General features: G+C 66.4%; 11 protein-coding genes and 2 riboswitches. Of the genes, 6 read left to right on the plus strand and 5 right to left on the minus strand.

Translation table 11 applies throughout. The annotated features are described in order from the left end of the window. The 5 genes from PMI14_RS28750 to PMI14_RS28770 all read right to left on the minus strand — a co-directional run. The coding region (locus PMI14_RS28750; RefSeq protein ID WP_007860241.1) for a TRAP transporter small permease subunit at nt 1–385 on the minus strand (385 nt) is incomplete at its 3' end. Between the two features lie 10 nt (nt 386–395). After that, nucleotides 396–1,364, minus strand: a complete 969-nt coding sequence (locus PMI14_RS28755; RefSeq protein WP_007860243.1) for a TRAP transporter substrate-binding protein — start codon at nt 1,362–1,364, stop codon at nt 396–398. A gap of 16 nt (nt 1,365–1,380) precedes the next feature. Beyond that, nucleotides 1,381–2,139 (minus strand): putative hydro-lyase, encoded by a 759-nt coding sequence (locus PMI14_RS28760; RefSeq protein WP_238541923.1) that lies wholly within the window; start codon nt 2,137–2,139, stop codon nt 1,381–1,383. 529 nt (nt 2,140–2,668) lie between these two features. Further along, nucleotides 2,669–3,577 (minus strand): LysR family transcriptional regulator, encoded by a 909-nt coding sequence (locus PMI14_RS28765; RefSeq protein WP_007860245.1) that lies wholly within the window; start codon nt 3,575–3,577, stop codon nt 2,669–2,671. A gap of 88 nt (nt 3,578–3,665) precedes the next feature. Further along, nucleotides 3,666–4,124, minus strand: coding sequence for an Lrp/AsnC family transcriptional regulator (locus PMI14_RS28770; protein ID WP_007860247.1), 459 nt, complete (start codon nt 4,122–4,124; stop codon nt 3,666–3,668). A 439-nt stretch (nt 4,125–4,563) separates the two neighbouring features. Here PMI14_RS28770 and PMI14_RS28775 point away from each other — a divergent pair, with 439 nt between their 5' ends. The 6 genes from PMI14_RS28775 (at nt 4,564) to gcvP (ending at nt 12,384) form a co-directional block, all read left to right on the plus strand. Next, nucleotides 4,564–5,538, plus strand: coding sequence for a TRAP transporter substrate-binding protein (locus tag PMI14_RS28775; RefSeq protein ID WP_007860249.1), 975 nt, complete (start codon nt 4,564–4,566; stop codon nt 5,536–5,538). A gap of 205 nt (nt 5,539–5,743) precedes the next feature. Further along, entirely contained in the window at nt 5,744–6,256 is a 513-nt protein-coding gene (locus PMI14_RS28780; RefSeq protein ID WP_007860252.1) for a TRAP transporter small permease, read from the plus strand. Next, on the plus strand, nt 6,253–7,548 hold the full coding sequence (locus PMI14_RS28785) for a TRAP transporter large permease (protein WP_007860254.1): 1,296 nt from the start codon (nt 6,253–6,255) through the stop codon (nt 7,546–7,548). The genes PMI14_RS28780 and PMI14_RS28785 overlap by 4 nt, the downstream gene beginning before the upstream one ends. Before the next feature lie 39 nt (nt 7,549–7,587). Beyond that, nucleotides 7,588–7,678: riboswitch (glycine riboswitch) on the plus strand. Between the two features lie 13 nt (nt 7,679–7,691). Then, nucleotides 7,692–7,816: riboswitch (glycine riboswitch) on the plus strand. A 49-nt stretch (nt 7,817–7,865) separates the two neighbouring features. Beyond that, nucleotides 7,866–9,008, plus strand: coding sequence for a glycine cleavage system aminomethyltransferase GcvT (gene gcvT, locus PMI14_RS28790; protein ID WP_007860256.1), 1,143 nt, complete (start codon nt 7,866–7,868; stop codon nt 9,006–9,008). A 73-nt stretch (nt 9,009–9,081) separates the two neighbouring features. Next, nucleotides 9,082–9,456, plus strand: a complete 375-nt coding sequence (gene gcvH / locus PMI14_RS28795; RefSeq protein ID WP_007860258.1) for a glycine cleavage system protein GcvH — start codon at nt 9,082–9,084, stop codon at nt 9,454–9,456. 39 nt (nt 9,457–9,495) lie between these two features. After that, nucleotides 9,496–12,384 (plus strand): aminomethyl-transferring glycine dehydrogenase, encoded by a 2,889-nt coding sequence (gene gcvP / locus PMI14_RS28800; protein ID WP_007860260.1) that lies wholly within the window; start codon nt 9,496–9,498, stop codon nt 12,382–12,384. The last annotated feature ends 102 nt before the right edge of the window (nt 12,385–12,486 follow it).

Raw genomic sequence — 12,486 nt, forward strand, 5'->3', positions numbered from 1 at the left:
CCCGCCGGGTGAGGTAGCCGATGGCCAGCACGGCGACCGAGAGGCAGGCCAGCTCGAAGGTGCGGCGCGTACGGGGAGAGAGCTTTTCGAGCACCAGCGTCACCCGCACGAAGTCGCCGTGCTTGAAGGCATGGGCCATGGTCAGGAAGGCGGCGGCGGCGCACAGCCAGGCCACCACGTCGTTGATGGCACCGGTGGGAAAGCCGAACTGGCGCCCCAGGGACTGCACCACCATGAGCACGCAGATGCCGGCGATGCACCAGGCACCGATGGTGCCGGCAATGCCATAGCTGGCGTCGAGCACCCGCCGCAGCAGGTGCGGCGGTACGGCCACCCCGGCGTGCACACCGGCGGGGGCCGGAGAGGTTTGGGTCAGGGAAGACATGGTGGCCCCATCACTTCCTGGTGTTGAAGGCTTCGATCACGGCCTTGCCTTCGTCACCGGCGACCTTGATCCAGTCGGCCGTCATGCGCTCGCCGATCGGCTTGAACTCCGCCTTCAGGCCTGCGGCCACGGTGTCCACCTGCATGCCCTTGGCCGCAAGCTCCTTGAGGTACTCCTGGTCCTTCTGCTCGCTCAGGGCCCAGCCGCGGCGCTCGGCCACGGCGGCCTGTGCGAGCACGGCCTCCTGCGTAGGCTTGTCCAGTGCATCGAAGGTCTTCTGGTTCACCACCACGGCATTGCGCGGCAGGAAGGCCGAGACGGCGTAGAAGTACTTCACGCTCTCGTAGAGCTTGCTTTCCACGCCGCTGGCGCTGGAGGTGAGGAAATTGTCCACGGTGCCGGTGGTGAGCGCGGCGGGCAGCTCGGCCAGCTGGATGGTCACGGGCTGGGCGCCCACGGCCACGGCGATGCCCGAGGTGACGGGGTTGAAGGCACGCATCTTGGTGCTCTTGAGGTCCTTGAGCGCCGTGACGGGCTTGGTCGAGTACAGGCTTTGCGCGGGCCAGGCCACGGTGTACAGCAGCTTCATGCCCTGGGACGCGAGGGTCTTGTTGAGCATGGGGCGCGAGACCTGGTCCAGGCGCTTGGCGTCGGCATAGCTCGTGGCCAGGAAGGGGATGGAATCGAGGCCGTAGGCCGCCGACTCGTTGGCCGCGCCGGAGAGGATGAACTCGCCTGCCGGCACCTGGCCCGACTGCACCGTGCGCTTGATCTCGTTGGCCTTGAACAGCGAGGCATTGGGGTGCACCGTGATCTTGAGCTTGCCGCCCGTGGCCTTGTCCACGTCCTGGGCGAACTGCTGCAGGTTCTGCACCTGGAAGGTGTTGGTGGCGTAGCCCGAGGGCAGGTCCCACTTGGCCTGGGCCTGGGCGATGCCGGCGAACGCGAGGGCACACATACTGAAAGCGATGGTTTTCATGGGGAGGCTCCTGGTTTTAGAAACTGGCGAGTTGGTGGTTGAGGAGGTCGGAAATCAGCATGCAGCCCGGGGCATGGGTGATGCAGAACGCCGGCTGGGCGTGCAGGATGGCGGACTGGGGCGTGACGCCGCAGGCCCAGAACACAGGGATCTCGCCGGGCATCAGCGCCACGGCATCGCCGTAGTCGGGCTTCGTGATGTCGGCGATGCCGATCAGCGACGGGTCGCCGATGTGCACGGGCGCGCCATGCACATTGGGAAAGCGCGAGGTCACCTGCACGGCGCGGATCACGTCGGCCGCCGGCATGGGCCGCATGGTCACCACCATGGGGCCGCCGAAGGGGCCGGCCGGCTCGGTCTGCAGGCTGGTGCGGAACATGGCCACGTTCTTGCCTTCGTCGACATGGCGCAGGCGGATGCCGGCCTCGATCAATGCCGACTCGAACGAGAACGAGCAGCCCAGAATGAAGGTCACGAGGTCGGCGCGCCAGAAGGCCTTGATGTCCGTCACCTCCTCGGCCAGCTCGCCATGGCGCCAGACGCGGTACAGCGGCACGTCGCTGCGGATGTCGATGCCCTCGCCCAGGCTCGGCAGCGTGAACTGGCCGGGCTCGCTCACCGCCAGAACCGGGCAGGGCTTGGGGTTGCGCTGGCAAAAGCGCAGGAAATCGCCGGCCTGCACCTCGGGCAGGATGACCAGGTTGCCCTGCACATGGCCATCGGCCAGGCCGCTGGTGTGCGAGGTCCACAGGCCCTGGCGGATCACGCTGCGCACGTGGCGGGGGTTGTCGCTGCCTTGCGGGCCAAAGACCTGGGGTGTGTTGTTGTGTGTGGATTCCACCGTGGTTCCTAGCGTTGCGAAATGTCGGATGCGTGACGATGGGTGGATTGTGTTGGCGCTCCATCACCCCTGGCAAATTCAAAAAATTTCTCTCAGCCCATCGATTTTTTCGATGCACTGCGCTGGAGCACACTTCACCCAACTTGGTGCTAAGTGGAAACCCTAGGGGAATGAGAAGTGGGACTTTCGCCCGTTCAGAAACGCACATGCGTGTCAGCGAAAACAGCGCTCTACGGCGGTGATGGCGGGTGCGGGCACGGGTTGGGGATGTCCCATCGATCCCTGGCGGGACCGGGCACGGGGGCCTGCATGCCGTCGCCAGGCTGCACCAACAACAGGCACGGCCGGGCCGAAGAGGCAGCCCAGGACCTGCCAGGTGCCCGAAAACGGGGGGCAAACCGCTGCGCGGCAGCCCGACCGGCCTGCGCCGAAGCAGCGCCCGGTGCGCCTTGTCAGCCAGGCTTCAGCTTTTGGCGCGGCCCTTGCTGCGCTCGGCCTGCAGTTCGACAAAGGCCAGGGCCGAGCGGACCACACCCTCCACGGCCGGCGAAGAGGGGTCTTCGCGGTAGCTCAGGTGGATGGGCAGGGGCCGCAGTTCGGCCTCGCAGGCCAGCGGGCGCAGGTCGGGGAACGCCAGCAGCCGCTGCACGGCCTGGCGCGGCAGCGTGGCCACGCCGAAGCCGCCCTGCACCAGTTGCACCATGGCCGAGATGGAGGAGATGGTGTGCACGCAGCGTGGCTCCACCTGGGCCTGGCGCAGCACGTCCAGCAACGAGACATGCGGCTGCGAGCCGCGCTGGAAAGTGAGGATGTCGGTCTCGGCAAAGTCCGCGAGCGCATAGCGCCGCTTGCGGTGCAGGGTGCTGTTGCCCACGAAGACCATCTCCATGGGGGTGAGTGCCTGGGTGCGGATGCCCTCGGCCGACGCCGGCAGCGCGGCGAACACCGTGTCCAGCGCGCCGCGGCGGATCTGGTCGAGCAGCACGGGCGTGGTCTCCACCGTGAGTTCGAGCTCCAGCAGCGGGTTGTCCTTGCGCAGCTGTTCGATCCACGGGATCAACCAGGAGTGCAGCACCGACTCGATGGCCCCCAGGCGGATGGAGACCTCCATGGGCGCGCCCGAGCCCATCTCGGCCTTGAGCTGGCGCTGCAGCTCCAGCATGCGCTTGGCGTAGGTGAGAAAGCGCGTGCCCGCCACCGTGAGCTTGAAGCGCTTGTCGCTGCGGTCGAGCAGCAGCACGCCGAGCTCCTCCTCCAGCGCGGCCACGCGGCTGGACATGGCCGACTGGGTGAGGAACAGCTTCTCGGCAGCGCGCGTCACGCTGCGCAGGGAGGCAACCCAGTAGAAGGCTTCGACGAAACGCAGGTTCATGGTTTTTCCGTGGGGCGGCGGCGCCAGGATTGTGCGCCTGCCAGGAAGCTGCAGAGCACCGAACGTGCCAGTGGCGCAGCGGCCAGCCCTATTCCGCGAACAACGGCAGGTCGGCCTTCTTGAGCGTGCGCAGCACGAAGCTCGAACGGCTGTGGCGTATGCCCTTGATCTTGTAGAGCTTCTCGCGCAGCAGGCGCTCGTAGTCGCGCGTGTCCTTGACCACCACGCGCAGCAGGTAGTCGTAGTCGCCCGAGACCAGGTGCGCCTCGATCACCTCGGGGATGCTGGCCAGCGTCTCGCCGAACTTCTCGAGCGTGTTGTCCGAATGGCTGTCCAGGGTGACCTGCACCAGCACCGTGTCCGACAGGCCCAGCGCCTGCGGGTTGAGCCGCACGGTGTAGCCCTGGATGACACCGGCCTCCTCCATCTTCTTGATGCGGCCCCAGCACGGCGAGGGACTCAGGCCCACGGCCTGGCCGATCTCCTGCAGGCTGGCGCGCGCATCGCCCTGCAGCACAGCGAGAATTTTTCTGTCCAAGCGATCCATGGCCCCAATTATTCATGAATATCTACATATGCAGCAAATTTTTCTGCATTATTGGAATATAGAGCGAAAAATGGAAAGAACTGCTGCGTCTCGCAGCGCATACTTTGGACATCAAGGCGCTCTTACCGGAGCGCACAAACTGACAGGGCCCCGGACTGGTTACCGCCAGACCGGGGCACTTGGCAAACCACACCGGAGCAGCATGGCCTCCACCCCTCCCTCCTCTCTCGCACCGCCTTCCTCTTGGCGACAAGCCCCCTTTGTCGCCCAGGCGACCATTGGCGGCGATTCATGGCGTTGATAAGCACGCTTACCAGCACAAACCCCGATGCCCGGCGCCATGCTGCAGCGCCATAATTTTTGAGGCTGCGGTTCCGTGCTGCACCGCGACCCGGGCACGCCACGGACCCCGGCCAGAAACATACTTACAGGAGACACCATGCAATTGACTTCCCTCGCTGCGGGCCTGGGCCTTGCGCTCGGCTTGATGGCCACCGCCAGCGCGCAGACCACCACGCTCAAGATCGGCTACGCCACGGCGCCCGATTCGCACTACGGCGTGGGCTCCAAGGTCTTCTGCGACGAAGTCGAGAAGGGCACGCAGGGGCGCTACAAGTGCCAGTACTTCCCCAACTCCGCGCTGGGCGGCGAGCGTGAGCAGATCGAAGCCATCCAGCTCGGCACGCAGGACCTGGTGAACACCTCCACCGGCCCCGTGGGCAACTTCGTGCCCGAAGTGAAGATCGTCGACATCCCCTTCCTGTTCCGCGACTACGACCACGCGCGCAAGGTGATGGACGGCCCCATCGGCCAGGACATCCTGACCAAGTTCCCGAGCAAGGGCATCATCGCGCTGGCGTGGACGGAAAACGGTTTCCGCCACATGACCAACAGCAAGCGCGACATCGTCAAGCCCGACGATGCCAAGGGCCTGAAGATGCGCACCATGGAAAACAAGGTGCACATGGACGGCTACCGCACCTTCGGCATCCTGCCCACGCCCATGGCCTTCCCCGAGCTGTTCGGCGCCATGCAGCAGGGCACGGTGGACGGCCAGGAGAACCCCATCCCCGTGATCCTGTCGGCCAAGTTCTCGCAGGTGCAAAAGCACCTGTCGCTCACCGGCCACGTGTACTCGCCGGCGCTGCTGCTGCTCTCGCCCAAGGTCTGGAACAAGCTCAATGACGCGGACAAGAAGGTCTTCACCGATGCCGCCAAGAGCGCCTCGGTGGCCCAGCGCAAGAAGGTCAACGACGACGAGAACAACGGCATCGCCCTGCTCGAGCAGCAAGGCATGAAGGTCATCAAGACGGTGGACGGTGCCGCCTTCCGCGAAGCGCTCAAGCCCGCCTATGTCGGCTATGCCAAGGAGTTCGGCGCCGACAACATCAAGAAGATCCAGGACGTTCGTTAACTCTTTTGAGCGACTCACACAGCCCTCCTGGCGTCGTTGTTGCGTCTTGCCGTACTGGTTGTACTGTCTGCGACGCAACGCCTAGCCAGGACCGCTTCGCTGGGCTGTGTGAGCCGCTCTTGACCCGCGCCCCGCATCGCCCGGCCCACACAAGGCGCCGGGCGCTTTTGCTTTGACCCTGCACGCCCTTGTCCAAGACCGTCCCGTGAAAACCTTCGAACGCTATTTTCTGGCCGCCAACCGCTGGGCATTGATCCTGCTGCTGGCGGCCATGTCCATCATCATCTTCACCAACGTGGTGATGCGCTATGTGACCCACAACTCGCTCGAATGGGCCGAGGAGGTGTCGCGCCACATGATGATCTGGCTGACCTTCCTGGGCGCCGGCCCGGTGCTGCGCTATGGCGGCCACATCGCGGTGGAGAACCTGCAGGATGCCCTGCCCCGCACCGGTGCCATCGCCCTGCGTGCCGTGGTCGCGGCATTGCTGTTCGCCTTCTTCGGCTTCATGGTCTGGTACGGCTGGCTGTACATGCAGCGCACCATGTTCCAGATGACGGCCGTGACGCAGGTCCCGTTTGCCTACATCTACAGCGCCATGCTGATCGGCGGCGTGCTGCTCATCGTGCACTTCCTGTTCATCGTGCGTGGCTACGTCATGGACCGCACGTTCGCGGCCGACGCGCACTTCGATGCGAATGCGAGTGCCTCCCTATGAGCGCGTCCATCATCCTCATCGTATCGGCCTGCCTGTTCCTGGCCATGGGCGTGCCCGTGGCGTTTGCGCTGGGCCTGTCCACCGCGGCCACGCTGATCCTGGCCGAGAGCTACCCGCTGATGGTGCTGCTCAAGGAGACCTTCACCGGCATCGACAGCTTTCCGCTGATGGCCGTGCCCTTCTTCATCCTCGCGGCCGAGCTCATGAGCGGCGGCTCGCTGACCGAGGTGCTGCTGCGCTTTGCCGGCCAGTTCGTGGGCCACAAGCGCGGCGGGCTGGGCTACACCAACGTGGTCTCGCTGACCTTCTTCTCGGGCATCTCGGGCTCGGCTCTGGCCGATGCAGCGGGCCCGGGCTCGATGCTGATCCGCATGATGGACAAGGCCGGCTACGACCGCTCGTACGCGGCGGCGCTCACGGCCTCCACGGCCATCGTCGGGCCCATCATCCCGCCGTCCATCATCATGATCATCTATGCGCTGCAGGACGAGACCGTCTCGGTGGGCGCGCTGTTCGTGGCCGGCCTGCTGCCGGGCCTGCTGATCGCGGTGGCCATGTGCGTCGTGAACTTCCATGTCTCCAAGAAGCGCAACTACAAGGGCGACGGCCGGATGCCGCCCCTGGCGGAGATCCTGCAGACCACCTGGAAGGCGCTGCCCGCCATCCTGCTGCCGGTGGTGATCCTGGGCGGCATGCGCGCCGGCTGGTTCACGCCCACCGAGGCCTCGGTGGTGGCGGTGTTCTATGCGCTGGTGTGCGGCAAGTTCGTCTACCGCACGCTGCAGTGGAAGGCGCTGCCCGACATCCTGGCGCGCTCGGCCCTGCTGTCGGCCTCGGTGCTGATCATCATCGGGCTGTCGGCCGCGTTCGCGTGGATCCTGACCATCGAGGGCATTCCGCAGCAGATGGCCGACTGGCTGGTGGGCATGAACCTCTCACCGTGGATGTTCCTGATCATCGTGAACATCTTTCTGCTGCTGTTCGGCATCTTCATCGAGCCACTGCCGGGCGTGATGGTGCTCGCCCCCATCCTCGCGCCCGTGGCCGTGAAGCTGGGGATCGACCCGATCCACTTCGCGATGGTGGTGATCTACAACCTCACGCTGGGCATGATCACGCCGCCCGTGGGCGGGCTGCTGTTCGTCACCTGCAACGTCTCGCGCGTGCCCATGTCGCAACTGGTGCGCGAGCTGGTGCCCTTCCTCTGGGCCCATGGCGTGGTGCTGGTGGTGCTGACCTTCATCCCGCAGCTGTCGACCTGGCTGCCCAAGGTACTCGGGTTCATCAAGTAGCGAGGCTGTTGGCCCGACGCTGCCCTCCAGCGGATATACTTGCGCCCGTCAGGAGAGAGTCCCCTTCGCGGGGGCCGCCGAAGGCGCAGGGACACCCCGAACGCTCAGGCAAAAGGACTGGCAAGCGCCTGCAGGGATGCAGGCGTTCCCTTGCTGGAGAGAGGTGGCCGCGCAGCACAGCGCAGGCCATCCACCGAAGGAGCAAGCCGCAGCCGCCAGCCAGGGTGGTGCGGTGAATCTCTCAGGTAAAGCGGACAGCAGGCAAATCCCGCAACCCATGCACGGGTTGCGGCTTTCATTTGCCCGGAGTCCGCCCCATGTCTGCCCCTGCCGCTACCGCAGCCCCCCTGCTCACCACGCCCCTGAACGCCCTGCACCTGGAGCTCGGCGCCCGCATGGTGCCGTTCGCGGGCTATTCCATGCCCGTGCAGTACCCCGCCGGCCTGATGGCCGAGCATGTGCACACCCGCACCGCAGCCGGTCTGTTCGACGTATCGCACATGGGCCAGCTCCAGCTCGTCGGCCCGGATGCCGCCGCGGCCTTCGAGACCCTGGTGCCCGTGGATGTGGTCGACCTGCCCGTGGGCAAGCAGCGCTACGGCCTGCTGCTGACCGACGAAGGCACCATCATCGACGACCTGATGTTCTTCAACCAGGGCAACGACACGCTGTTCGTGATCGTCAACGGCGCCTGCAAGGTGGGGGACATCGCACACATCCAGGCGCGCATCGGCCAGCGCTGCGATGTGGTGCCCATGCCCGACCACGCCCTCCTGGCGCTGCAGGGCCCGCAGGCTGTGACCGCCCTGGCGCGCCTGGCCCCGGGCATCGAGAAGCTGGTGTTCATGACCGGCGGCAGCTACACCATCGCCGGCTGCGACTGCTTCGTCACGCGCAGCGGCTACACGGGCGAGGACGGTTTCGAGATCTCGGTGCCCGCGGCCCAGGCCGACACGCTGGCCCGCGCCCTGCTGGCCCAGCCCGAGGTCAAGCCCATCGGCCTGGGCGCACGCAACTCGCTGCGCCTGGAAGCCGGCCTGTGCCTGTACGGCAACGACATCGACACCACCACCACCCCGCCCGAGGCGGCGCTGAACTGGGCGATCCAGAAGGTGCGCCGCACCGGCGGCGCGCGCGCAGGCGGCTTTCCCGGTGCCGACAAGGTGCTGGCACAGATCGACAACCCCGCCAGCCTGCCACGCAAGCGCGTGGGCCTGGTGGCGCTGGAGCGCGTGCCCGTGCGCGAGCACACCGAATTGCAGAGCACCGATGGCCAGAAGATCGGCGAAGTCACCAGCGGCCTCTTGGGCCCCACGGTGAACGAGCCCGTGGCCATGGGCTACGTGAGCCCCGCGTTTGCCGCCATCGGCACCCGCGTGAACGCCATCGTGCGCGGCAAGGCCGTGGCCATGGAAGTGCGCGCCATGCCGTTCACGCCTGCCAACTATTTCCGCGGCTGATTTCACACCGCTGCGGGCCCGGCCCGCTACATTGCAGATTCCTTCATTTTTCAAAGCCCCAGGAGCTTTCCCCATGACCGTCAAATTCTCCAAAGACCACGAATGGATCAACGCCGCCGACGCCGACTCCGCCGTCGTGGGCATCACCGTGCACGCCCAGGATGCCCTGGGTGACGTGGTGTTCGTGGACCTGCCCGAAGTGGGCAAGAGCTTCGCCCAGGGCGAAGTCGCCGGCGTGGTCGAGTCCGTGAAGGCCGCCGCCGACGTGTACATGCCCGTTTCCGGCGAGATCGTCGAAGTCAACGAAGCCCTGCGCGCCGATCCGTCGCTGGCCAATTCCGATCCCCTGAACGCGGGCTGGTTCTTCAAGGTCAAGCTCAGCGATGCCGGCCAACTCGACGCGCTGCTGTCCGAGACCGACTACACCGAGTTCGCCAAGAACGCCTAAGCCCTGCCCCCTGCCTCGAAGAAGCCTGAGACCTGCCCCATGTTGATGCAATCCGCCCTGCCGCTCGGCGCGCTCGAAAACGCCACCGAATTCCTGCCCCGCCACATCGGCATCGACGCGGCCGACGAAGCGCACATGCTGTCGGTGATCGGCGAGGCCTCTCGCCGCGCCCTCATCGAGAGCATCGTGCCGCGCTCGATTGCACGCAGCACGGCCATGGACCTGCCCACCCCCGTGACGGAGGCGGCGGCCCTGGCGGAGCTCAAGGCCATGGCAGGCAAGAACCAGGTGCTCAAGAGCTTCATCGGCCAGGGCTACTACGGCACGCACACGCCGGGCGTGATCCTGCGCAACATCCTCGAGAACCCGGCCTGGTACACGGCCTACACGCCCTACCAGGCCGAGATCTCGCAGGGCCGCATGGAGGCCCTGGTCAACTTCCAGACCATGGTCTGCGACCTGACCGGCATGCCGATTGCCAACGCCTCCATGCTCGACGAGGCCACGGCCGCGGCCGAGGCCATGACCCTGGCCAAGCGCTCGGTCAAGAGCAAGAGCAACCGCTTCATCGTCGCCGGTGACGCGCATCCGCAGACCATCGAGGTCATCCAGACCCGTGCCAAGCCGCTCAACATCGAGGTGGTGCTGGCCAATTCCGCGCCCGAGTGGCATGCCGCGCTCGACGGCGAATACTTTGCCGTGCTGGCCCAGTACCCCGCCACCAGCGGCCGCATCGACGAGCTGCGCGCCGACGTGGAGAAGGCCCATGGCAAGCAGGCCGCCTTCATCGCCGCCGCCGACCTGCTGGCGCTGACCCTGATCACACCGCCCGGCGAATGGGGCGCCGACATCGTCGTAGGCACCACCCAGCGCTTTGGCATGCCCATGGGCGCGGGCGGCCCGCACGCCGCCTACATGGCCTGCCGCGATGAGTTCAAGCGCTCCCTGCCTGGCCGCCTGGTCGGCGTGAGCGTGGACACCCATGGCAAGCCCGCCTACCGCCTGGCGCTGCAGACGCGCGAGCAGCACATCCGCCGCGAAAAGGCGACTTCCAACATCTGCACGGCCCAGGTGCTGCCGGCCGTGGTGGCCAGCATGTACGCCGTGTACCACGGCCCCGAGGGCTTGAAGCGCATCGCCCAGCGCGTGGCCAGCTACACCGCCATCCTGGCCAAGGGGCTGGAGCAGCTGGGTGCGCCCGTGCGTCCGCAGGCGACATTCGACACCCTGACGCTCAAGACCGACGGCGCCACCCAGGCCATCGCCGCGCGCGCCGTGCAGCTGGGCGCCAACCTGCGCGTGTACTTCGAGCACTACCTGTGCATCTCGCTCGACGAGACCACCACGCGTGCCGACATCGCCCTGTTGTGGAAGGTCTTCGCCAAGGACGGCCAGGCCCTGCCGACCTTCGACGCCTTCGAGAAGGGCGTGGAGCCGCTGATCCCGGCCGAACTGCGCCGCACCAGCAGCTACCTCACGCACCCGGTGTTCAACACCCACCACAGCGAAACCGGCATGCTGCGCTACATCCGCCAGCTGTCGGACAAGGACCTGGCGCTGGACCGCAGCATGATCCCGCTGGGCAGTTGCACCATGAAACTCAATGCCACGAGCGAGATGATCCCCATCACCTGGCCCGAGTTCGCCCAGGTGCACCCCTTCGCACCGGCCGAGCAGCTCGCAGGCTACCGCGAGCTCGACGAGCAGCTGCGCGCCTGGCTGTGCCAGGCCACGGGCTATGCCGGCATCAGCCTGCAGCCCAATGCCGGCTCGCAGGGCGAATACGCAGGCCTGCTGGCCATCAAGGCCTACCATGAGGCCCAGGGCCACGGCCACCGCAACATCTGCCTGATCCCCAGCAGCGCGCACGGCACCAACCCTGCCAGCGCGCAGATGGTGGGCATGCAGGTGGTGGTGACGGCCTGCGACGCCAACGGCAACGTGGACCTCGTGGACCTGCAGGCCAAGTGCGAGCAGCACAGCGCCAATCTGGCAGCGGTGATGATCACCTACCCCAGCACGCACGGTGTGTTCGAGACCCAGGTCAAGGAGCTGTGCGCCCTGGTGCACCAGCACGGCGGCCGCGTCTACGTGGACGGTGCCAACATGAACGCCCTGGTGGGCGTGGCAGCGCCCGGCGAGTTCGGCGGCGACGTGAGCCACCTGAACCTGCACAAGACCTTCTGCATCCCCCACGGCGGTGGCGGCCCCGGCGTGGGCCCGGTGTGCGTGGTGGAAGACCTCGTGCCCTACCTGCCCGGCCATGCCACGGCCGGCGTTGCTGGCGGCGTGGGCGCCGTCTCGGCCGCGCCCCTGGGCAATGCCGCCGTGCTGCCCATCAGCTGGATGTACTGCCGCATGATGGGCGCCGAAGGCCTGCAGGCCGCGACCGAGACCGCCATCCTGTCGGCCAACTACATCAGCGCGCGCCTCAAGGACCACTACCCCACGCTGTACGCCAGCGCCAACGGCCATGTGGCGCACGAGTGCATCCTGGACCTGCGCCAGTTGAAGGACACCAGCGGCGTGATGGCAGAGGACGTGGCCAAGCGCCTGATCGACTACGGCTTCCACGCGCCCACGCTGAGCTTCCCCGTGCCCAACACGCTGATGGTGGAGCCCACCGAGAGCGAGACGCTGTTCGAGATCGACCGCTTCATCGACGCGATGATCGCCATCCGCGAGGAGATCCGCCAGATCGAGGCGGGTGCCTGGCCGCAGGACAACAATCCATTGAAAAACGCACCGCACACGGCGGAGAGTCTGCTCACCGGCGAGTGGACACGTCCGTACCCGCGTGAGACGGCGGCCTATCCTGTGGCTGCGCTGCGCAGTGCCAAGTACTGGTCGCCCGTGGGGCGGGTGGACAATGTGTGGGGGGATCGCAATCTGTCTTGCAGTTGCATTCCGGTCAGCGACTACGCTTGATCTTGCGCGGCAGGGGCCTTCTGTTGCTCCTTGCCTGCGTTGAGGGCGGAGGCCGGGATGTGCGCCCGGCGGCGCAGTAACTTTCTCTTGCGTCGCCAAGAG

This window comes from Acidovorax sp. CF316 (genome assembly GCF_000276605.1).
Lineage (GTDB): Bacteria > Pseudomonadota > Gammaproteobacteria > Burkholderiales > Burkholderiaceae_C > Acidovorax.

Excerpts from the sequence above, each read along its gene's own strand:
- gcvP (WP_007860260.1), top strand. The coding sequence starts at position 9,496 with ATGTTGATGCAATCCGCCCTGCCGCTCGGCGCGCTCGAAAACGCCACC.
- gcvH (WP_007860258.1), top strand. The coding sequence starts at position 9,082 with ATGACCGTCAAATTCTCCAAAGACCACGAATGGATCAACGCCGCCGAC.
- PMI14_RS28765 (WP_007860245.1), bottom strand. The coding sequence starts at position 3,577 with ATGAACCTGCGTTTCGTCGAAGCCTTCTACTGGGTTGCCTCCCTGCGC.
- PMI14_RS28775 (WP_007860249.1), top strand. The coding sequence starts at position 4,564 with ATGCAATTGACTTCCCTCGCTGCGGGCCTGGGCCTTGCGCTCGGCTTG.
- PMI14_RS28755 (WP_007860243.1), bottom strand. The coding sequence starts at position 1,364 with ATGAAAACCATCGCTTTCAGTATGTGTGCCCTCGCGTTCGCCGGCATC.
- PMI14_RS28785 (WP_007860254.1), top strand. The coding sequence starts at position 6,253 with ATGAGCGCGTCCATCATCCTCATCGTATCGGCCTGCCTGTTCCTGGCC.
- PMI14_RS28770 (WP_007860247.1), bottom strand. The coding sequence starts at position 4,124 with ATGGATCGCTTGGACAGAAAAATTCTCGCTGTGCTGCAGGGCGATGCG.
- gcvT (WP_007860256.1), top strand. The coding sequence starts at position 7,866 with ATGTCTGCCCCTGCCGCTACCGCAGCCCCCCTGCTCACCACGCCCCTG.